Origin of the sequence: Rhizobium album (assembly GCF_003122325.1) — a bacterium.
GTDB classification, from domain to species: Bacteria; Pseudomonadota; Alphaproteobacteria; order Rhizobiales; family Rhizobiaceae; genus Metarhizobium; species Metarhizobium album.
Window position 1 is genome coordinate 1 of the sequence record NZ_QFBC01000013.1, and the last position, 20,084, is coordinate 20,084.

At 61.8% G+C, this 20,084-nt stretch carries 18 protein-coding genes and 2 pseudogenes; 7 read left to right on the forward strand and 13 right to left on the reverse strand.

Going from position 1 to position 20,084, the window contains the following annotated elements:
• Positions 1 to 648 precede the first annotated feature (648 nt).
• The 4 genes and pseudogenes from DEM27_RS22935 to DEM27_RS22950 form a co-directional block, all read right to left on the reverse strand.
• Positions 649 to 1,276: pseudogene (locus tag DEM27_RS22935) on the reverse strand (IS701 family transposase); the annotation flags it as partial.
• A 166-nt stretch (positions 1,277 to 1,442) separates the two neighbouring features.
• Complete coding sequence (locus DEM27_RS22940) at positions 1,443 to 3,692, reverse strand: xanthine dehydrogenase family protein molybdopterin-binding subunit (RefSeq protein ID WP_109460584.1); 2,250 nt, start codon at positions 3,690 to 3,692, stop codon at positions 1,443 to 1,445.
• Positions 3,682 to 4,740 (reverse strand): FAD binding domain-containing protein, encoded by a 1,059-nt coding sequence (locus DEM27_RS22945; protein ID WP_109460585.1) that lies wholly within the window; start codon positions 4,738 to 4,740, stop codon positions 3,682 to 3,684. Before DEM27_RS22945 ends, DEM27_RS22940 begins: the two co-directional genes overlap by 11 nt.
• Complete coding sequence (locus DEM27_RS22950) at positions 4,737 to 5,234, reverse strand: (2Fe-2S)-binding protein (RefSeq protein WP_109460586.1); 498 nt, start codon at positions 5,232 to 5,234, stop codon at positions 4,737 to 4,739. The genes DEM27_RS22945 and DEM27_RS22950 overlap by 4 nt, the downstream gene beginning before the upstream one ends.
• A 197-nt stretch (positions 5,235 to 5,431) precedes the next feature.
• Between DEM27_RS22950 and DEM27_RS22955 the strand changes: the two genes are divergently transcribed.
• Positions 5,432 to 6,010 carry a TetR/AcrR family transcriptional regulator gene (locus DEM27_RS22955; RefSeq protein WP_109460587.1) on the forward strand — a complete coding sequence of 193 codons (579 nt, stop codon included), beginning with the start codon at positions 5,432 to 5,434 and terminating at the stop codon, positions 6,008 to 6,010.
• A gap of 25 nt (positions 6,011 to 6,035) precedes the next feature.
• Here DEM27_RS22955 and DEM27_RS22960 read toward each other — a convergent pair whose 3' ends face one another.
• On the reverse strand, positions 6,036 to 6,413 hold the full coding sequence (locus DEM27_RS22960) for a DUF488 domain-containing protein (RefSeq protein WP_109460588.1): 378 nt from the start codon (positions 6,411 to 6,413) through the stop codon (positions 6,036 to 6,038).
• Positions 6,414 to 6,630: 217 nt separating this feature from the next.
• Between DEM27_RS22960 and DEM27_RS22965 the strand changes: the two genes are divergently transcribed.
• The 6 genes and pseudogenes from DEM27_RS22965 (at position 6,631) to DEM27_RS22985 (ending at position 10,073) form a co-directional block, all read left to right on the forward strand.
• Complete coding sequence (locus DEM27_RS22965; RefSeq protein ID WP_109460589.1) at positions 6,631 to 7,080, forward strand: RrF2 family transcriptional regulator; 450 nt, start codon at positions 6,631 to 6,633, stop codon at positions 7,078 to 7,080.
• A 96-nt stretch (positions 7,081 to 7,176) separates the two neighbouring features.
• Positions 7,177 to 7,644 (forward strand): group III truncated hemoglobin, encoded by a 468-nt coding sequence (locus DEM27_RS22970; RefSeq protein WP_109460590.1) that lies wholly within the window; start codon positions 7,177 to 7,179, stop codon positions 7,642 to 7,644.
• Entirely contained in the window at positions 7,641 to 7,943 is a 303-nt protein-coding gene (locus DEM27_RS22975; RefSeq protein ID WP_245446054.1) for a DUF6522 family protein, read from the forward strand. The genes DEM27_RS22970 and DEM27_RS22975 overlap by 4 nt, the downstream gene beginning before the upstream one ends.
• 248 nt (positions 7,944 to 8,191) lie before the next feature.
• Positions 8,192 to 8,419 (forward strand): annotated as a pseudogene (locus DEM27_RS34740) (PadR family transcriptional regulator); the annotation flags it as partial.
• A gap of 273 nt (positions 8,420 to 8,692) precedes the next feature.
• Entirely contained in the window at positions 8,693 to 9,472 is a 780-nt protein-coding gene (locus DEM27_RS34745) for a siderophore-interacting protein (RefSeq protein WP_165823557.1), read from the forward strand.
• Between the two features lie 187 nt (positions 9,473 to 9,659).
• On the forward strand, positions 9,660 to 10,073 hold the full coding sequence (locus DEM27_RS22985) for a hypothetical protein (RefSeq protein ID WP_109460592.1): 414 nt from the start codon (positions 9,660 to 9,662) through the stop codon (positions 10,071 to 10,073).
• Positions 10,074 to 10,084: 11 nt separating this feature from the next.
• Here the strand turns inward: DEM27_RS22985 and DEM27_RS22990 are convergent, their stop codons facing one another.
• From DEM27_RS22990 to DEM27_RS23025, 8 genes are all read right to left on the reverse strand, one after another.
• Positions 10,085 to 10,576, reverse strand: coding sequence for a GAF domain-containing protein (locus tag DEM27_RS22990; RefSeq protein WP_109460763.1), 492 nt, complete (start codon positions 10,574 to 10,576; stop codon positions 10,085 to 10,087).
• Positions 10,577 to 10,624: 48 nt separating this feature from the next.
• Positions 10,625 to 11,965, reverse strand: a complete 1,341-nt coding sequence (gene repC, locus DEM27_RS22995; protein WP_109460593.1) for a plasmid replication protein RepC — start codon at positions 11,963 to 11,965, stop codon at positions 10,625 to 10,627.
• A 221-nt stretch (positions 11,966 to 12,186) separates the two neighbouring features.
• Positions 12,187 to 13,212 carry a plasmid partitioning protein RepB gene (gene repB, locus DEM27_RS23000; RefSeq protein ID WP_109460594.1) on the reverse strand — a complete coding sequence of 342 codons (1,026 nt, stop codon included), beginning with the start codon at positions 13,210 to 13,212 and terminating at the stop codon, positions 12,187 to 12,189.
• Positions 13,209 to 14,435 (reverse strand): plasmid partitioning protein RepA, encoded by a 1,227-nt coding sequence (repA, locus tag DEM27_RS23005; RefSeq protein ID WP_109460595.1) that lies wholly within the window; start codon positions 14,433 to 14,435, stop codon positions 13,209 to 13,211. The genes repB and repA overlap by 4 nt, the downstream gene beginning before the upstream one ends.
• A 332-nt stretch (positions 14,436 to 14,767) precedes the next feature.
• Positions 14,768 to 15,442, reverse strand: a complete 675-nt coding sequence (locus DEM27_RS23010; RefSeq protein ID WP_109460764.1) for an HAD family hydrolase — start codon at positions 15,440 to 15,442, stop codon at positions 14,768 to 14,770.
• Between the two features lie 129 nt (positions 15,443 to 15,571).
• On the reverse strand, positions 15,572 to 17,548 hold the full coding sequence (locus DEM27_RS23015; protein ID WP_205908949.1) for a copper amine oxidase: 1,977 nt from the start codon (positions 17,546 to 17,548) through the stop codon (positions 15,572 to 15,574).
• 39 nt (positions 17,549 to 17,587) lie between these two features.
• On the reverse strand, positions 17,588 to 18,991 hold the full coding sequence (locus DEM27_RS23020; protein ID WP_109460596.1) for an aldehyde dehydrogenase family protein: 1,404 nt from the start codon (positions 18,989 to 18,991) through the stop codon (positions 17,588 to 17,590).
• A 109-nt stretch (positions 18,992 to 19,100) separates the two neighbouring features.
• Entirely contained in the window at positions 19,101 to 20,018 is a 918-nt protein-coding gene (locus tag DEM27_RS23025) for a helix-turn-helix domain-containing protein (protein WP_109460597.1), read from the reverse strand.
• Between the last annotated feature and the right edge of the window lie 66 nt (positions 20,019 to 20,084).

Genomic DNA, 20,084 nt, shown 5'->3' on the forward strand with positions numbered 1-20,084 from the left:
AGCAAAATGAGGGATTTCCCTCAATGAAACAGCTAGCCGAACCGACCCAAGGCGCACACGCATGGCTATCGGGAAGTGATCCTCCCCAGGTTTCTGGACCAGCGGAGGTTGGAGTTTCGCGGCTTCTCGAACTGTACGGGTGACAGCATCCCGTTCCTGCCCCTTTATCCAGAATGCTGATGCGTGGCAGTTGATCGACCGGAACAGTCAGCCAGTGCAGCGTCCCTCACGACCGCCACTATCTCATTCGATTTCGCGCAGATGGGTGCTGCATTCCGCGAACGAACTGCTCAAGAGCGGCCTCGTCAAAGGGTTTGACTGCCGGTTCATATCGGACCTGATGAAAGCGGCGAATGCGTCGCACGTCGATCTCATCGTTGCCGAAGCTGATGCAAAGCGCTGGAGGCGCTTGGCAGGTCGATTTAAGCGCGACACGAAGAAATCAGAGCCGGCGCCGGCCGATGAGTGTTACCCCGAAGGAGTTTGATATGGCGACAGTACTCGAACAACTTGAGGCCGCGGTCGAAATGCAACTGGCCGCTACACCAAACCGGAGGACTGGCCCGAAGAGCTTGGCCCTACATCGCGCCCAATGAGACAAGGGCAAATTTGATGAAGGCCGGGCAACGCGCAATCGACGTCGGACGCCAAGCCATAAACACTGTCGGCAGCAACCCAAGAAAAGGGCAGGTTCGATGCGATGGCCCGCTCGATCATCGTGAGCGCCAGTGCCGGCTTGGTCAGAAAGCCGACAGGGTCCGGCACGTGAGCCCCGGCCATACGGTTCCGGTCGTCGTCCAGGCCTTCGGCAGATAGAGCGCCCGGTCGATGAAGGCGTGGCCGTGTCGTGACACGTAGGATGCGAAGACGCCGATCTGGCAGTTGGTGATCTTGCCCGCCGAACCGGTATATTGACGCCCAACCCCGCACGATGCCTTGCCCTGCTTGAGAAAGCCGGTCTCATCGACCACAAGGACTGCATCAGAATCGGCCAGTGTCTCCAGCGTGTAATCGCGAACAATGTCCCGCAGGGCATCCGCATCCCAATGCCCGCGGCCCAAAATCGCCTGCTGCCCGCCAAGGACCGCAATCGCCTGCAGCTTCCGCTCGCATCCATCCCGTCTTGCGGCGCTCTTCTCCCAGCAGACCGTCCAGAAACTGTCCGACAGAAACCGCGACACGCTCCTGCGTGAACAGCGGGCGTATTCGTGCCTTCACATCCCGCAATGAAGACGCCCAAACTTCAAGCGTCGCCTCAATCCGACAATCCTGTCATCCACGATCTCCGAACCACGGCGACCTATAGATTCAGACATCAATCAAAATCGAAACTGTAATGCTAGAGCATTTCCGCTTTTCTCTAAAACGCAAAAAATGCTCTATCCTTTTGTTTTCACGCAATTCCGGACGCAAAACCGCTATGCACTTTTGCTGGAATTGCTTCAGCCGATGACATCCTCGATGCGGATCGGGAAACGCCGCAGGCGTTTGCCCGTCGCATGCCAGACGGCATTGGCGATCGCGCCCACCGTTCCGGTGATGCCGATTTCGCCGACACCCTTGACGCCGATCGGATTGATGTAAGGGTCGTCTTCCGGAATCAGGATCGCATCCAGCGACGGCACGTCGGCATTCACCGGCACGTGGTATTCGGCAAGATCGGCATTCATGATCCGGCCGGTGCGGCGGTCGGTGACCGCCTCCTCATGCAGGGCAAACGACGCGCCCCAGATCATGCCGCCGAAATACTGGCTGCGCACCAGACGCGGGTTGATGATCCGTCCCGCCGCAAAGGCGCCGACGAGGCGGGTGGTGCGGATCTGGCCAAGATCGGGATCGATCTTCACCTCGGCAAACACCGCACCATGCGAATACAGGGCATGGGCAGCCCCCACCGAGGGATCGCGGGCAGCCTTGGCCGTGCCGACGACCTCAGGCTGGCCGGCGCCGGCGAGGATTTCGGCGTAACTCTGGCTGCGCGTCTCGTCATCCCGGCGATGCAGCCTGCCATTGCGGGCGATGACGCCGATGTTGCCGGCACCGAACAGCGGCGATTGCGGATTGCCGGTGGCGAGGTCGGTCAGCCTGGCAATTGCATCCTTGCTGGCATTGTTGAGCGCCAGCCCGGCACTCGCCGTATGGCCGGAGCCGCCGGCTATACCGCCGTCGGGCAACGTCGACAGGCCGGAATGCAACTCGACCTGCTGAGGATCGAGGCCAAGGGCTTCCGCAGCAATCTGGGCCAGAGCCGTCCATGCGCCCTGCCCCATATCGGCGCCAGCGGTTTCGACCAATGCCGTGCCATCGGCCCGCAATGTCGCGCGGGCTTCCGCCGGAAAGTGCGGGCAATGGAAGACGGCCGTCCCCATGCCCCAGCCGACGAGAAAGCCCTTCTCGTCGCGCATCTGCCCTGCCTCGAGCGGACGGCGGGACCAGCCGAACCGCTTGGCGCCTTCGGCATAACAGGCTCGCAAGGCCTTCGAGGAAAACGGCTTGCCGGTGCCCGGCTCGGTCTCCGCATAGTTTTTCAGGCGGAAATCCAGCGGATCCATGCCGCAGGCTTCAGCGGCCTCATCCATGGCCACCTCCAATGCCGCCGATCCGCTTGCCTCGCCGGGCGCACGCATCGGCCCGGGCGTGCCGGTATCCAGCCGCAGGCCCTTGTGCTCCACCAGGATGGCGGGGCTGGCATATAGCGGCAGCGACGCGTTGGCCGCCGGCTCCAGAAAATCGTCGAAAGATGACGTCGCGGCAATCGCCCGGTGATGAAGCCCGGTCAGCTGCCCGTCGCCATCCGTGCCGATGCGCAGCGTCTGCCAGGTGGCGCCGCGGTGGCCGACAGGGCCGTACATCTGGCTGCGGGTCAAAGCGAGCTTCACCGGACGGCCGAGCATGCGGGCGGCGAGGATCGCCAGGATCTGCGGACCGTTCAGGATCGCCTTGGAACCGAACCCGCCTCCAAGGAAAGGCGACCGGATCGTCACGTTTTCGGCGGGAATACCGAAATAGGCGGCATAAGATGCGCAACTCAACGCCAGCGCCTGGTTGGGCATGTCGAGCATCACCCGGTCGCCATCCCATTCGGCAACCACGGCGTGCGGCTCCATCGCATTGTGATATTGCGCCGGCGTGAAATACTCTGCCTCCACCAGGTGTGCGGCACGGGCAAGACCGGCGTCGATGTCGCCATAGGCTGCGCCGGGCGGTGCACCGACTCCGATAGCTGGCGGATCGTAAAGCTCGCCGTCGGCGCGTTCGACGCGTGCATCCTGTGCATCATATTGCGGATCGAGCAGCATCGCACCTTCGGTCGCCGCTTCCAGAGTTTGCGCAATCACCAGCGCAATCGGTTGATTTACATAGCGAACCCGATCATTCTGCAACACTTCGACACGGAAGCCGAAAGGCGGCATCTTTTCATCGGGATCGTGGGCGAGCGGCGGCCGATTGGCCGGGGTCATCACCTCGACGACACCGGAATGGGCCTTGGCGGCGGCTACATCCAGCGATGTGACGCGACCGCGAGCAATCTTGCTGACGGCGGTGACCGCATAAAGCATGCCGGGCGGATGGTTGTCGGCGGCGTAGGTAGCCCGGCCGGTGACCTTCAGCAGGCCGTCACGGCGCGTCAGCGGCTGGCCCATGTTGGAGCCGTAGCGGGGGGCGTGGCTCGGGTTGGTTTCAGGCGACATGGCTGGCTCCCGGATCTGTCGAGAAGGGCGAGGCCGGCAGTGCAGGCATCACCGCCGGCGTCCCTTCCAAGGCTAGGGTCAGCGCCCGCACGGTGATGCGGCGCGCCAGTTCGATCTTGAAGGCGTTGTCGCCGGAGGGCCTGGCCTCCGCGAGTGCGATCTCCGCCGCACGGGCGAAAGCTTCGACGCTCGGTGTAACGCCCAGAAGTGCCGCCTCCGCCTCCCGCACCCGCCAGGGCTTGGCGGCGATGGCGCCGAGTGCCAGCCGTGCCTCGCTGATAGTTCCGTCCTCGATGCGCAGCGCAGCCATGGCCGAGACCACCGCGAAGGCATAGGAGGTGCGTTCCCGCAGTTTCAGGTAACGGCTGTTTGCGGAAAAAGCCGCGGCTGCGGCGGGAAGGCGCAGGCCGACGATCAGTTCGCCGGGAGCCAGCGCCGTTTCCTTTTCCGGAGTTGCGCCCGGCAACCTGTGCAGATCATCAACCACAATTTCGCGGCGCCCGTCTGCACCCTCCACTTCGACAACGGCATCGAGCGCCACCAGCGGCACGCAGAAATCCGATGGGTGGATGGCGATGCAATTTTCGCTCCAGCCAAGCACCGCGTGCAGACGGTTTTCGCCATACAACGCATCGCAGCCCGAACCGGGGACACGGCGATTGCAGGCGCTTGCGGTGTCCTGGAGATAGGCGCAACGGGTTCGCTGCATCAGGTTGCCGCCAACCGTCGCGGCATTTCGCAACTGGGCGGATGCGCCCGACAGCAGCGCTTCGGCGACGGAAGGAAAGGCTTTTGCCAAACGCGCATCATAGGCGAGGTCGGCATTGCGGACCATCGCCCCGATACGCACGCTGCCATCGGCAAGCCATTCGATGCGGTCGAGACCCGGCAGCCGGCTGATATCGATCAGCCGTTCCGGCCGTGACGCGCCGATCTTCATCAGGTCGAGCAGGTTGGTGCCGGCAGCCAGATAGGCGGAACCGGGCTCGGCCGCCGCTGCGACCGCTTCTGCGACACTGGCCGGGCGGAGAAAATCGAAGCGGTTCATGCCGCGTCCCTCCCCTTTTCCGCGGTCATGGTCTTCTGCGCCTCCAGCACCGCTTCGGTGATGCCCTGGTAGGCGCCGCATCGACAGAGATTTCCGCTCATCAATTCGCGGATACGCTCCGGATCGCTGCCGGCCCGGCCTTCGGCGATCAGCCCGACCGCGCTCATGATCTGCCCGGGCGTACAGTAACCACACTGGAAACCGTCACATGCGATGAAGGCGGCTTGCACCGGATGCAGCGCCTCGCCGACCGCCAGGCCTTCGATGGTGGTGATCTCGGCGCCATCCAGGCTTGCGGCAAGAGAAAGACAGGAATTGATGCGCCGGCCATCGACAAGCACGGTGCAGGCGCCGCACTGGCCGCGATCGCAGCCCTTCTTCGTTCCGGTCAGATAAAGATGCTCGCGCAGGAGGTCGAGCAGCGTCACACGAGGATCGTCGAGCGTAACCGTTCGCGATTGCCTATTGATGGTGAGGCTGATGGAGAGTGACATCGGGTGCTCCAATCAGTGATAGTGATGTATGGATCGAAACCGCCGAGGATCGACGGAGTTGCGGTTTTTTAGGGTATGGCTGGCATGAAAACCGCCACCCGGTCCGAAAACGCGATATGCTGGCGTCGTCTCGGCACAGGGGTTAATATACGGAGGCATCCTCCGTTTATCAAGAGGGCAGTTTCAGTTTTAGGCAGATGGAACAGAAGATCGAAAAAGCAAGCCGGAAGCCGCGTGTGGATTCCATTCGCAACCGTGAACGTCTGCTCGATGCAGCGACGGAAATCTTCAGCGCCGGCGGAACCCAGGCGAGCCTCGAAGCCGTCGCGCGGCGGGCCGGCGTCGGTATCGGCACGCTCTACCGGCATTTTCCGACGCGCGAGGCGCTGTTCGAGGCAGTGTATCGCCATGAGGTCGATCTTCTCGGCGATCTGGCCGAACAGCTTGCCGGAGATAACGAGCCGGTCGAAGGGCTGAAAAAATGGCTGCAGGCCAATGTCCGGCTGGTGGCCGCCAAGAAGGGCATGATCGAAGCGCTGCAGCTCGCCGCCCATGGTTCTTCCGAATTGAAAGCCTATTCCTACGAGCGGATGATCGGGGCGATCAGGCTCCTGCTCGACCGGGCGGTCGCGCGCGGCGACGTCAGGGACGATGTCCCGCCCGAGGATCTGCTGCGCACACTGGTCGGCATCTATTATTCGCAGGGAACGACGGATTGGCAGCCCACCGCCCTGCGCATGGTCGATGTCTTCGTCGACGGACTGCGCAAACGTTAAGGCGCGGCTTGGATCGCGACAGGCTTCAAGCGTCGGCCGGATGCTTCGACCTGTCACCGGCGCCGGCAGAGAGAAAATCGGCCAGCACCAGCGCGTGATTGTGCTTTTCGTCGCGGGCGGCGTAAAGCAGCGTCACCATGCCCTCGGCGGCGCGCCGGCGCAGCTGTGCCGCAAGCGGGTTGCGCTCCAGTTCGGCGCGGTACCGCACCTGGAAATCGTCCCAGAGTTCCGCCTTGTGACCAAACCATTTGCGCAGCTCTGAACTCGGCGCCACATCCTTCATCCACACATCGATAGCCGCCGATTGCTTCGAAAAGCCGCGAGGCCAGAGACGGTCGACCAGCACGCGTTCGCCGTCGGCAAGGCTGGCAGGTTCATAGATACGCCGGATCTGCACTGGCATCACGGCTTCCTTTCTGCGCTGTTTTGCAATCGGGTCTGTTGCCGGCATCCTACCGCATAAGATTGCCCGCCGAAATTGCAGCGATGCGTATGCCTGCGATGATTTGTCCGTTGTCAAGCGGAAGGGTTTCATTAAAGTGGTATATAGAATACCTATTAAAGCATCTCAATCACCTGCGGCCGGAGCGTCCGGTATAGCCTGGGAGAACGACACCGCCATGCGCATGAGCCTGCATACGGATTACGCGCTGCGAATGCTGATCTTTCTGGCGGCCCGGGAAGACGCCGTCCACACCGTCACCGATGTCGCGGCGGCATACGGCCTGTCCCGCAATCACCTGGCAAAGATTGCCCAGACCCTCCGCGATCATGGGGTGGTGGAAACCGCCCGCGGCCGTGGCGGCGGATTGAAACTGGCCAAACGGCCGGCCGACATCAATATCGGCGACCTCGTCCAGGCAACCGAGGAGGATTTTGCGCTGGCCGAATGCATGCAATCCCATGGCGGTGCATGTTGCCAAATTGCGGGGGCATGCGGCCTGCGCGGCATGCTTTCGGAAGCGCTCGACGCCTACCTCGCGGTGCTGCGGAAATATACGCTTGCCGATGTCTTGCACAACCGGCCCATGCTGCGCGCGTTGCTCGGTGGCGTAAGCGCCGCGGCCTGATCTGCAGAGGGAATGAGCCATGCGCGCGCGCTGCAATTTTCAGAATATAGCAGGAACCGGCATAGGCCGACCTGCAAGACAAATGGAGCAAAGACGATGAAAGGACGCCCCGCACCCGAACGCCGGATCGTAATCGACGGCAAACCGCTGCCCGACGTGCTGGACGATGCGATGATCAAGGCCGTCGTTCACGGGTTTTATGCGGAAATCCGCCAGGACGCCCTGCTGGGACCGATCTTCGGCAACGCCATCGCCCCGCAGGACTGGCCAACCCATCTCGACAAGATGTGTGATTTCTGGTCGGCGACACTGCTGCGGACAGACCGATACGACGGACGCCCCCTGCCCCCGCACCTGGCGTTGCCAGGACTCGGCGAGGAGCATTTCCGGCGCTGGCTGTCGCTTTTCCGCGATGTCGTGCAGCGCCTCTGCCCGTCCGACGTTGCCGCCCTGTTCCTCGACCGTGCCATGCGTATCGCCCATTCGTTCCGCCTCGCCATTGCGTTTCACCGCGGCGAAGATTCCCTGCAGGTAAAACCGATTTCGGGGGAAACGCTCGGATGAAGCCGTCACAATACGAAACCGAAACCATCATCGACATCGACGAAACGGGTGCCGTCACTTTGTCGGCCGACATGCTCGCCGGCCGTTTCGGCTGGTCGCCTGCGACATTGCGGACGATGATGCAGCGCGGCCTGGTCGCGTCGCAGGTCGAGCGCGGCGAGGGCGAGCATCACGGCAGTTGGCGGCTTTCGGTGCGATGCGGCAACCGCCGCTGGCGCGCCGTGGTCGGCCCGGACGGCTCCATTGCGGACCAGCAACTGGATTTCGTGCCTCTGCCAAGAAAACAGCCGGTACCCTGACATTCCCGTCGTTTATTCGAAAGCCTTTGGTCGCCCACCGCTGCTCGCCGATCCAGCCGCCGGATCACTCTGTCTCGAAATAGATCTCGATATATCTTGATTTCCGATATATCGGAATATATCTAACTGTCATGAGACACAGATCGAGAAGCGGAGGGGACCGCAAATTCCCCGGCGCCGGCGCCTGGCCGGATCGCAGGCATCACGACGAGGAAAACGGCCGCCCCTTCCGCCGTCGCGGCGGCAGGATGCTGGATTATGGCGAGCTTCGCTTGCTGATCCTTTCGATCATCTCCGAACGGCCGAGCCATGGTTATGAACTGATCAAGTCGGTCGAAGACCATTTCGGCGGCAGCTACACGCCCAGTCCCGGTGTTCTTTATCCGACACTTTCCTGGCTCGACGATATCGGTTACGCCGTTGCCGAAGCCAGCGAAGGCAACCGCAAGAGCTACAGGATCACCGAGGCGGGCGAGGCCTATCTTGCCGCCAACCGCGCCACCGTCGAGGCGCTACGCGCCCGTGGCGGACAATGCGGCGAGGGCGGCAGGCGTGGACCGCCGCTCGCTGTCGCTGCGGCGATGGACGAGTTGAAATCCGCCTTGCGTGGCCAATTGCGCCGGCCAGGCGTCTCGCAAGATGCCGTCGAGCGTATCGTCACAATCCTGAAGTACGCAGCTCGGCAGATAGAAAATGACGACCGGCCGACCGCCGGCACTCCATCCAACCAGACGCATGGACAGGAAAACATGACCGCCCACACTGCCGAGCCAGAAAGCGCCAATGCCGATACCCTGCCGCGCATCGAACGCATCCGCCACGACTTGCGTCGCCGCAAGCTGACGGTGCTTTCGGTCGTCTCGCTGACACCGAATATGATCCGTATCACCCTTGGCGGCGATGAACTCGACAATTTCACCTCGCTTTCCGCCGGCGACCACATCAAGATTATCGTGCCGGACGGGCAAGGCGGCACGGCGATGCGCGATTACACACCGCGCCATTACGATCCGCAAAACCGCACCCTCGTCCTTGACTTCGCCGTCCACGAGGCGGGCCCTGCGACGCAATGGGCGCTGGCCGTCAAGCCGGGCGATACCGCTGAGATCGCCGGTCCCCGCGGCTCACAAGTGATCACCGGCCCGATCAAATCCTGGCTGCTGATCGGCGACGAAACCGCCCTACCCTCGATCGGCCGCCGCATCGAGGAAATGGACGCCGGCCTTCCCGTCACCAGTGTCGTCGCCGTGCCCGGCGCCGAGGATGAACAGGTCTTCGAAACGGCCGCGTCCCTCACGTCCCACTGGCTGCATCGCGAAGAAGCGAGTGATGCGGCCGTCTTCATCGATCGTCTGCGCGACATTCCGCTTGAACCCGGAACTTTCGTCTGGGTGGCGGCGGAAGGATCGGTCACCAAGGCCGTGCGAGCCTACCTTGTCGAGGAACGCAAGCACCCCCTCGCCTGGCTGCGAGCCTCCGGCTACTGGGTCAAAGGCAAAGCCGACACCACGGAAAAATTCGGCGACTGATTGTTTTGTTTATGAAAGCCCCCGGCAGGACGGCCTGTCTTGCCGGGGGCTTTTCCGTCTGCCATGCTGGCAGATCCGCGCTTCCGCCGAAAAATGCCGGCCCCGATGCATGCGAACGACGATCGGTGCTTGCCGTTCGAAATCAGTCGCAGGGAAGAAAGACGCGGTAAACTTGGAATCGGTTCGTATGATTGCGCCTCACAAAACGATTACCGCCCGGTCCTGCGGGACATGCACCTTGTGCTGCCGTCTTCCAGAAATCGAGGAATTCGACAAGCCCGCAAACATTCCCTGCCGCCATTGTATGCCCGGAACCGGATGCGCGATCTACGCGGACCGCCCGAGCGGCTGTCGGGATTTTTTCTGCCTGTGGATGTCAGACCCGGATCTGCCGGACGAGTGGGAGCCGGCGCAGTCGAACTTGATGATCTGCCGACACGGACAACAGATGACCGTCCTTGTCGACCCGGAGCATCCGGACGTCTGGAAGGCCGAACCCTATGCATCGGGCTTGAACGCCATGGCCAAAAAAGCCGCCACATCGGGCGGCTACGTCATCGTTTTTGTCGGCGACGAGATCGTGAAGATTCCTCCGGCCTGAGCACCGGCGCGTCAGATATCGCTCGCGGCAAGATAGATTTCGGCCAGTCGTTCGAACCCGACCTGATCGTCTTCGTCGAAACGTCCCGGCAGCGGGCTGTCGAGATCGATCACTCCCAGAACGCGCCCATCCCTGACAAGCGGCACCACCAACTCGGACCGCGACGCGGCATCGCAGGCGATATGTCCGGGGAAGGCGTGCACATCCGGCACAAGCAAGGTGCGAGCTTGTGCCACCGCGCCGCCGCAGACACCCTTGCCGACCGGAATACGCACGCAGGCGACCTTGCCCTGGAACGGTCCCAGCACGAGTTCGTCGCCGCCTTTCAGAAAATAGAAGCCGGCCCAGTTCAGGCTGGGCACCAGGTCGAAGACCAGCGCCGAAAGATTGGAGGCATTGGCGATGGCATCGCGTTCACCGCTCAACAAGCCGGAAAGCTGGTCGGCAAGTTCCGCATAAAATCTGTCCTTGTCGGAATGCTCGATCGTTTTCACAACATGCATGGCCTTCACCTCCATTTCTATGGCAGAACCCTAAGCCTTCCGCCCAGGTCATTCAATAACGGCCTGATCGCCGATTGTTATTTCCTGGCGAAGGCAGGCCTGTTTCACCATCCAAAACCTTGTCAGCTGACAAGGTTTCAGCCGGTTTGCCGGAGCGGCGGCGTGTTGGCGCAACAAGGCTATCAGCATCGGACCAAGTGCAAATTCGCCGCGCCGGCTTCTTTGTGTCAGATCCCGCAGATATCCACCCGGCGAATTGATATGCCCGCCGCGTTCCAGGATGCAGGCGATGACGGTCGCCGCGTTTTCCGGCCCCATCACATCACAGGCATCCTGATAGGCCGAAGGGCTGACTCCCAGCATGGCGCGGACGGCAACGGCCGTGGACATCAGCGCCCGCCAACTCTCGATCCGGGCATCGGGACTGTAATCGACGATCCCCGGGCACGCCTTGAGGACGACGGCGAGCGGAAAGGTTTTCTGAATAGCGGCCTCTGGCCTCTCCTCTACTCCCAGTGACCGATTCATCCTTTCGGCGTCTGCAGCCATCTCTGCCTGCGCTCCCTGCTTCGTTTCGAAGCGTGGTTCAAATTCAGAAGAGGATTCGGGATTTGAATTCTGTAATTGCCGCTCATTTTGACAGGCATTGCCGCCAAATTTTTCCACATTCATAAGACTTTTCAGACGATTGATCGCCATTGTCCGGATGGCCTCCAGTTGCCGCATGGTCGCTTCGATCTGTGGTGCCTCGGGTTTTCTGGGAAGACTCTTCAGGATTGCGACAAACTCGATATACAGATTGTCCCAGCCACCAGACGCATTCTCGCTCAATCCTGCCTCGATCAGCTTTCCGACATCCCTACGCAGCAACGAAAGGCTTTCTTTCATCCGCACAAGGATCATGCGTTCCTCCTCGACCTCAGCGGCGATCTGTTCGATTTCAACGGATCGTGCCACGAGAGGAGAGAGGCAGAACCCATAAGCTTCGCCAATGTCGCCAGCGCGGTTACGGCGGACATATCGTTTGCCATTGGGACTGTCGCGGCGGATCACCAGCCCGCTCTCGACCAGCAACGCGACATGCCGGCGGATCGTCTGCTCGGCCATACCGTGGGTTCGTAGCGATAGCTGGACATTCGACGGGAAAACCACAAGCCCGTTGCCTCCGACCAGATCGTTGCCCGGATGAAAGCTCAAAAGTGCGTTAAGCACCGCCAAAGCCCTGTCGCTGACGCCAAGCTTATCCTTGGCGATGCACAGGCTGCGGAACAGCTTCCATTTGTCGACAATCCGCTCCGGCGCTGCCTCCTGAACGCTCAACTGGTTTGCGAGCACGCCAAGCGACACCGGCCGCCGCCCGAAGGGCGTTGTCGTTATATATGTTTCCATCTCTTCGCCTCGATACGTCAGGCAAAGCGAAAGGGTTCACCAAAGCGGCGTTCAATTATTGACAATCGATTCGGGGAGAGCTAAAGCTGTCTTTGCTACAAGAAAACAAAGGCTCTCGAATGGTTCGCCGTTAGGGGGCCTTTTCTTTTTGCCGTTATGGATCTTTCCTTCCTGTTGAATATAGCCTTGAAATGCCGGTCCCCATGGTCCGGCCTGTCATATTATTTGGTCTGCTCGAGCGCTTCGAAGCGCTCCATCAGCGCCGGCAACTGGCCTTGCACGAAGGCAGCGAAGGCTGCTCCTCGCGCCGTATCGGCTGTCAGCTTCAATTCTTTCGGCGTGACGCGCAACCGGCCGAGACGGACGCCGCTGCCATCCAGCACTTCCACCTCTTCCGCCGGGTCGGGGCTCACACTCACCAAGGCCGACAAAGCCAGCTGGAACCGGTCGTTTGAATCGCCGCGATCCCTGGCATCTGACAAGGTTTTGCGAACGGTCTCGAGCGCCTGGTTGCCCGCCAGCAATTTCGCGAACTCGCCCCAGCGCGGCCGACCGATCCTGGGGGCGCGGCCGATCATCTCGACCACATCCACCGGCACGACACGATAGACGGCGCGCATTTTCGCCAGTTCGGCATCGTCGATCGACAGGGCAGCCTTGATATCGCGCGGTTTTATCTCGGCCGCCTCCATGCGCGCCGCAAACAAGGCCCGCTCGATCCAGCTGAGATCCTGCCGGCTGGCATTCTCGATGCCTTGCGAGACCACGAGATCCCGGTCGGACATGTCGAAGACCAGTGCCCGCACCTTGCGGCCGAGATCCTGCGCGGCCCGCAGGCGACGATGGCCGTAGATGACCTGATACCGCCCGGCGGCATCGGGATGCGTCCTGACCTGGATCGGAACTTTTTGACCTTCCGCCGCAAAACTCTCGCGGAACTGGCGATAGTCCGCATCGCTGTCATCGGGAAGGCGGTCGGGAAAGGGGGAGGGGTCTACCAGCGCAGGATCGATCTCGACAAATCCCGAGCCGCCGGAATCCAGCATCGCCTGCAGGCGGTCACGCTCGCTGCGGATATCGCTGATGGCGCGATGCGCAACGCCGATGACACCGGCGCCGACACGGGATGCCGGGGTCGGCGGGGCAACGGGCGGCTGTTCGGCAGCCGTTGGTGCCGCAGCATTGATATCCGCGGAGAGCGCGCCAAAACTTGCGATGATCGAGGGCCGCTTGGGGGACTTGCTCATGGCCTCCCCCAGCTTTTCCTGACGAGGTCGACGATCGCCTCGTTGACCGCGTCCAGTGATTCACGGGCACGCCGATGCGTATCGCGGCCGACCTGGCCCATTTCCAGCTCGTAGAGGCTGCGCTTGGCGAGGCCCGCCGCCTCGATGGCCGTGCTTTCGACGGCCGTCGGCACAAAAACGTCGTCGCCGAAAAGGTGTCGCAGCATCGCCACCACCTGCGACTGCGGCTGGTCGTTCGGATTGTGGCGCGTCACCAGATATTTGAAGAAATCCTGGTTGAGCATGGCGCCGTTCTCGTTGAGCACCTGCATCAGGTCGCCCATCATCAACAGGAACTGGCTCATCGACGCCACATCCAGCATCGCCGGATGTACGGTCACCACCATACCGGTGGAGGCATAGATGGCGCCAAGCGTCAGGAAGCCGAGGGAAGGCGGGGTATCCAGGATGACGACATCGTAATCGTCCTCAACCTCGGCAAGCGCCAGACGCAGCCGCTCGAAGAAGACGCCGCCGGATGATCCGGCGCGCTGCGCCAGGACACGCGGCGTCTCGTGCTCATATTCCATGACTTCGAGGTTGCCGGGAATGAGATCGATGCCGTCGAAATAGGTCTTGCGGATAATGTCGCGCATCGGCCGGCGCTCGCTGTCGGCATAACGGATCGCCGCATAGATCGTCTCGTTGGCCTTGACGTCCACCTCCGGCTGGGCGCCGAACATCGCCGAAAGCGAGGCCTGGGGATCGAGGTCGATGGCGAGAACCCGATAGCCATGCAAGGCGAGGTATTGTGCCAGATGCACGCTCGTCGTGGTCTTGGCGCTGCCGCCCTTGAAGTTGGCGATCGCCAGCACCTGCAAATGTTCGTTGCGGCGGCGATGCGGCAGGAAACGTAGCGCATCGGCCGGCTTCTGTTCCGCCATCAGCACGCGTAACTCGTTGATCTGCGCCAGGGTGTAGGCGCGGTGATTGTTCTCCAGCCGGCTGGGAACCGGGCCGCGCCCTTCATTCGACAACAATTTCAGCGTCGAATCCGGTATGGATGTCAGCTTCGACACTTCATTGGTCAAAAAATGCCGCAGCCCTTTTTCGGCTTTCGGCGGATACATGCGAGACCGGAGCGCCTGCAGCTGCGTCGATAGAAGATTGGCATGACGCACGATCTTCACCGCTGCATCCTCGGGAGCCGCCAATGCCGGTTGCTCTTGCTTCTTTAGCGCCATCTGTCCCTCTTGTCGGCCAACCCTCGTTTTGTCGGCCTTTACCCGACAACATAGGTCACGATTCTTTCATGCCGTCCAGAGGAAAGAGTCTTTATGCCGGTGAATCTGCCCAAACGCGAAAAGAAAGGAATCCGGCTAAAATAAATTAATCATAATAAAATCAATATCTTAATAAAAACAGAAGATTGCGTGAACGACGTATGACTCCGTCAGGCGAAGCTCCGTCAAACAAGTCCATCGCAATGCCAACAAAGGAATCGCTATTCCTCAGGCAGAATCAGTTGCCGATTCTCTGCCCGTAACCAGGCGCGTATCCGGCAAAAACGACAGGTTCAGCGGCGGCCGCCGACCTCGTCGATATGATAGAGCATGTCGGCCGGATCCTCATAGACACGAATGGCGCCGGAATCGCGCAGTTCCTCGCGGCCGTAACCGCCGCTCAGCAGGCCGACACCCAGCGCCCGGCAGCGGACGGCGGCAAGCATGTCCCAGATACTGTCGCCCACGACGACCGATTTTTCGATGGAAACGCCCAGCGCATTGGCGGCTGCAACGAAAAGATCGGGATCGGGCTTGGCGTATTTCACCTGGTCACGGGTGATGATCGGAAAGGAGCCCGGCTCGATGCCGAGCGCCTCGATGTTGACGGCGGCCGTCTCCATGCGCCCGCTGGTGGCGATGGCGAAAGGGATCTTTTCATCCGCGAGCCAGCGCAGCAATTCTTTCGCGCCGGGCAGGGGACGGATCTGGCTGCCGAGGCGGCGGTAGGCTTCCGTATGGCGCCGCCGCAGGCTTTCGTTGCGCTCGTCGGTGATTTCGATGCCGGTTTCGCGCAGCAGCTGGTTGGTGAAGAGCCCGCCGCTCATGCCGATCTTGCGATGGATGCGCCACACCGAAAGCTCGATGCCTTCGCCCTCCAGCGCCTCCTTCCAGGCCAATACGTGCTGATAGACGCTATCGACCAGCGTTCCGTCGAGATCGAAAAGGAAAGCATGTTCGATACGCATCAAATCCTCCATCGGCGTTTCGGCTGCGACTTTAGAGGCATGCCTACGGCGGCGAAAGAGCCCGGCGGCGTTTTCTTGCCGACGGGCTCGAAGAAGAAAAGGCGCCCTTGCGGACGCCTTTTGCGATGGTCAGTTGTTGCGGATCGTCAAGGCCGGGTTATGGGCGAAGAAGTTGTGCGGCATGATGTGCACCGTCTTCCATTCCGTCGACATCACCGGCCAGTCCTCCATGCGCGGGATGTGATGGAAACCGGCCGAGAACCAGGTGACGATATCCTTGCCCATCAGCGGCTTGTCGGCCTTCACCCATTCCGCCAGCGTATCGGAACCGTCGCTCTGCATGGCATATTTGCCGCCGGTATAGCGCTGTTTCGGATCGTAGACCGTGTTCCAGACGGAATATTCGATATAGGCGTTGCGCTTCATCGGCGGGTCGTTGGTGAAGTCGAACGGGCCGTAGGATACGTCGCCATGGTGGATCATGTAACCACCCTCATGGCCGAGATACCCCTCCCGCGACGGGTCCGACACCATGAAGTAGCGCGGCTGCATCGAGGAAATCTTGTAACGCGCTTCCAGCTCCGAATGCGGCATCTTGTGCTCGACCGTCCACATCGACTTGCGCGGGCTCTTGTCGTCGAGCTTCGCCGGCACGATGTCCATCGTCGAGAAATGGTTGATCGGCTGGTCGACGTCGAAATCGATGCGGAAGTTGAAGTAGTGGTCGTGGTTGGCGGCCACCAGGTTCGGCGCGATCAGCGTGCCGTGCTGGGTGTCGGCCTTGGCCGTCGGATCCTTCATCGATTTAGAGGCGACGCCCTTGACCGCATCAAGACCGGTTGCGCCGACATAGATGTTGACCTGGCCGTTCTGTTGCAGGCGATAGTCGATCAGGTAATCGTAGTTGCCGACTTCGGAGGCGGTGCGGATGACCAGTTCCGTGGCCGGGCGACCTTCCGCCGGCAGCGGCTTTTCAGGCGTCTGGGCAAAGACTTCGAAATGGCGCCAGGCCGGATCGCCGTTCGAACGCTCGAAGATGCAGATGGCATTCGGGATAACGAGCGGATTGCCTTGGTCGTCGGCAATCGTCGCCGGCAGGAAAGTAGCGTGCGTCGGGCAATCGATACCGGCGGTCAGCGGGCTCAGGAACAGGCCGAAACCATATTCCCCGCTATCCATGTAGGTGCGCCAGTACCAGCCTTCCGTCGGGTCCATGTAGGGCACGAAGACTTCGGAGAGATGCGCCTGGTAGATCACCGAGCGCCAGTCCTTGCCGTCCTTGACGTCGAGATTGGAAACGACGAGGCCGGGACGCTTGTCAACGCGGAAATTGAGGCGCCAGATATCCCATTCCAGATGGCTGCCGGTGATCTTGTAGTTCGCCCCGCCATCCTGCTGCAGCGTGACCTTGTTGGTTTTTTCACGCAGCGGCGTGCGGGCGGCGACTTCCTCCTCCGTATAACCCCAGTTGTCGCCGGGCAGATCGACGGCGCCGGTGTCGATGACGTTCACGACGGTCTTCTTGCCGATATCATAGACGGCAAACAGGCCTTCGATGGGCTTGGCATAGAAGTTGGAGCCCTCGGGAACGTGGTAGCACGGCACCTTCATCAGGCGGGAGTTCTCGAACTCCTCGGTGAAGAAATTGCCGGCCGTCAGCGGCAAACAGAAGGCCTGTTCCGGCTTCAGCCCGCGTTTCGCCAGCCCGTCGACCATGCGCGGATCGGCGAGCGCGCCCTGCAGCGCCCCCATGAACTCGGTGAACAGCACCATCGGCTGGCCCTTGATCGCCTCGTTGCTCTCCACCGTGCCCTGGCTGATATTGACGAGCGCTTCGCGGAAACCGTCCGGGCTGGTGAACTGTACGGAAGCCTTGCGGTCGAGCGTGTCGCCGTCCTTCCACTTCAGCACGTCGGCCTTGGCCGGCTCATCGAGCTCGATCAGCGGGAACAGCGTCGTATCGTCGACGATCTTCTGCTCGCGCAGGATCTTGTTGATCTGCTGGTATTCTTCCGCCGACAGCCCATCCAGCGGGTGCGCCACGGCAGACGTCGAGACGATCGACGCCAACACGGCGGCCGAGGCCAAATATGTTCTTATCCTCATCTTCCTCACTCCCATTTCCCTCATCACTTCATATCACGCTCAGGCAAAAACCACCTGGATATCGGTGTATTGCTCCAGCCCCTCATCGGCGAATTCGACACCGAGACCGGACAGCTTGACACCGCCGAACGGTGCGTTCGGCTGGATGGCGCCGTGCTTGTTGATCCACACCGAACCGCACTGCATGCGGCTGGCGACCGCCTTGGCCGCGGCGATATCCGACGACCAGACGGAGCCGCCGAGACCGTTGTCCGATGCATTGGCCATGGCGATCGCCTCATTGACGTCGCTGTAGCGGATGACGGGCAGGGCGGGGCCGAACTGTTCCTCGTCGACAAGGGCATCGCCGTTCGTCAGGCCGCTGATAATCGTCGGCGGGAAGAACAGGCCTTCGCCCGGCGCACCGCCGAGCAGCACCTTGCCGCGCCGGGCTCCATCGGCGACCAGCCGCGCCACCTTGTCGAACTGCATGCGGTTCTGGATCGGCCCGAGAATGCTGGCCTCGTCGAGGCCGTTGCCGACAGGAATATTGCGCGCATAAGCGACCAGCGCCTCGCAGACCGCATCATGGATGCTGTCATGCACATACAGGCGCTTCATCGCCGCGCAGGTCTGGCCGTTGTTGATGAAGGCGCCCCAGAACAGGCCCTCGGCAATCGCCTGCGGATCGGCATCCGGCAAAACAATGCCGGCGTCGTTGCCGCCCATCTCCAGCGTCAGGCGCTTCATGGTGGCGGCAGCCGACTGCATGATCTTCTGGCCAGTGGCGCAGGAGCCGGTGAAGACGATCTTGCGGATGCCTGCATGCGCCGACATCGCCGCGCCGAGATTGAATGCGCGGTCGTCACCGGTAACGACGTTCACCACGCCGGCGGGCAACACCTCGTTCATGATCTCGACAAGCCGCAGCGTCGACAGCGGCGTATAGGGAGACGGCTTGATGACGACGGTGTTGCCGGTCCTGAGCGCCGGCATGATGTGCCAGATGGCGATCATGACGGGGAAATTCCACGGCGTGATCGAACCGACGACGCCGACCGGCTTGCGATGCAGCTCGACGCGGCCCTGCTCGTTGTCCTGCAGCACCTTCACCGGCAGGGACAGGCTGGTCGTATAACCGGCCCAGGCGACCGCGCCACCCATTTCCCAGCGCGAGCCGAGGCCGTTCAGCGGCTTGCCCTGCTCGAGGGTGATCAGCTTCGCCAGTTCTTCGCTGTGTTCCTCAATCTTCTTGGTGACGGCGGCGCAGGCGGCCTGCAGTTCCGCGTCGCTTTTCTGCGACCAGGTTTCGAAAGCGCGTCCGGCGGCTGCCACCGCCTTGTCGAGTTCGGCCGCACCGAGATTGGGAGCCTTGCCGGCGTCCTCGCCGGTGGCAGGATTGATGACGGCGAAATATCCGGGAGCAGCCACCGGTTCGCCACTGATCGTCGCCACATGTTCCATCGCAAATCCTCCTCGCCATCGCCCGCATGCGGACGTCCTGAGGCTGCAGGATAGGAGCCTTGGCGGCAGGCGGCTTGGAGAAAACCGCCAGATGCTTTGGACTATTGCGTCAATGCCGGCTCTTGCCGGGCGTCTCGCCATATTGCTTGCGGAATTCGCGGTAGAAATAGGAAAGATCGTTGAAGCCGCATTCGAAGGCGATGGCGGCAATGCCGCTGGCGGGTCGGGCGATGCCATCCGTGGCCAGCCGGCCACGGGCCAGCTCCAGCCGCCGTTTCAAGAGCCGCCGGCTCGGGGTTTCCCGCAACGGCTCGAAATGCCGCTGCAGCGTGCGCTCCGAGACATTGAGCTGGAAGGCAAGCTCGCTCGCCCCGTAATCCGGATCCGCGGCATGGCGGTCGATCAGCGCCAGCGCCCGCGACAGGACGGTTTCCCTTGGGCGGCCCGCCTCGCGCAGACCGTGGAAATAGGCGCCGAGAAGGCCGAAAAAGGCTTCCTGCAGCGGCGTCGAGGCCGTTGGCGCCGCCACCATCTTGGCAATGACGGCGCGCATGGCGAGCCAGAGCGGATCCTGGCGGTCGATGGCGATGCCGCCGGTGCAGATATCGCCGAAACGATGCAGCATTTCATCGCGCCGCAGATGCAGGGAAAGCTGGTTCGACCGCTGGCCGTCATAGGTGAAACAGGACGGCTTGACCGCATCGACGAGGAACATGTCGCCCGGCGCCAGCGCCGTGCTGCGGCCGTTCTGCTCGATGCGACAATGGCCTTCGTCCTGCAGCAGCAGGAAGAGATGTTCGCCCGGGTCCTGGCGGATCGCGTGGCCGCTGCGCGCCACATGGCTGGCGTCGAGGGCAACGACGGCGGTGTCGAAGGAGCCCATGCGGCGAAGGCTGACATCGCCGCAGACGATGCCGTTGCTGGCCCGCGACGGCTCGACGTCGAACACACCGCAGACCCGGCGAAGTTCGCTCCTCATGCTTTCGACGGGTATCGGCCTGTGTGTCGGCACCACCAATTGCTGCATTGCCTCCTCCTCCGTGTGTTCAGGTCCCTCTCCCTGAGACCGGATAGTACGAGCAAAAGCGCCCGG

Excerpts from the sequence above, each read along its gene's own strand:
- DEM27_RS22940 (WP_109460584.1), bottom strand. The coding sequence starts at position 3,692 with ATGTCGCCTGAAACCAACCCGAGCCACGCCCCCCGCTACGGCTCCAAC.
- DEM27_RS22945 (WP_109460585.1), bottom strand. The coding sequence starts at position 4,740 with ATGAACCGCTTCGATTTTCTCCGCCCGGCCAGTGTCGCAGAAGCGGTC.
- DEM27_RS22950 (WP_109460586.1), bottom strand. The coding sequence starts at position 5,234 with ATGTCACTCTCCATCAGCCTCACCATCAATAGGCAATCGCGAACGGTT.
- DEM27_RS22955 (WP_109460587.1), top strand. The coding sequence starts at position 5,432 with ATGGAACAGAAGATCGAAAAAGCAAGCCGGAAGCCGCGTGTGGATTCC.
- DEM27_RS22960 (WP_109460588.1), bottom strand. The coding sequence starts at position 6,413 with ATGCCAGTGCAGATCCGGCGTATCTATGAACCTGCCAGCCTTGCCGAC.
- DEM27_RS22965 (WP_109460589.1), top strand. The coding sequence starts at position 6,631 with ATGCGCATGAGCCTGCATACGGATTACGCGCTGCGAATGCTGATCTTT.
- DEM27_RS22970 (WP_109460590.1), top strand. The coding sequence starts at position 7,177 with ATGAAAGGACGCCCCGCACCCGAACGCCGGATCGTAATCGACGGCAAA.
- DEM27_RS22975 (WP_245446054.1), top strand. The coding sequence starts at position 7,641 with ATGAAGCCGTCACAATACGAAACCGAAACCATCATCGACATCGACGAA.
- DEM27_RS34745 (WP_165823557.1), top strand. The coding sequence starts at position 8,693 with ATGACCGCCCACACTGCCGAGCCAGAAAGCGCCAATGCCGATACCCTG.
- DEM27_RS22985 (WP_109460592.1), top strand. The coding sequence starts at position 9,660 with ATGATTGCGCCTCACAAAACGATTACCGCCCGGTCCTGCGGGACATGC.
- DEM27_RS22990 (WP_109460763.1), bottom strand. The coding sequence starts at position 10,576 with ATGCATGTTGTGAAAACGATCGAGCATTCCGACAAGGACAGATTTTAT.
- repC (WP_109460593.1), bottom strand. The coding sequence starts at position 11,965 with ATGGAAACATATATAACGACAACGCCCTTCGGGCGGCGGCCGGTGTCG.
- repB (WP_109460594.1), bottom strand. The coding sequence starts at position 13,212 with ATGAGCAAGTCCCCCAAGCGGCCCTCGATCATCGCAAGTTTTGGCGCG.
- repA (WP_109460595.1), bottom strand. The coding sequence starts at position 14,435 with ATGGCGCTAAAGAAGCAAGAGCAACCGGCATTGGCGGCTCCCGAGGAT.
- DEM27_RS23010 (WP_109460764.1), bottom strand. The coding sequence starts at position 15,442 with ATGCGTATCGAACATGCTTTCCTTTTCGATCTCGACGGAACGCTGGTC.
- DEM27_RS23015 (WP_205908949.1), bottom strand. The coding sequence starts at position 17,548 with ATGAGGATAAGAACATATTTGGCCTCGGCCGCCGTGTTGGCGTCGATC.
- DEM27_RS23020 (WP_109460596.1), bottom strand. The coding sequence starts at position 18,991 with ATGGAACATGTGGCGACGATCAGTGGCGAACCGGTGGCTGCTCCCGGA.
- DEM27_RS23025 (WP_109460597.1), bottom strand. The coding sequence starts at position 20,018 with ATGCAGCAATTGGTGGTGCCGACACACAGGCCGATACCCGTCGAAAGC.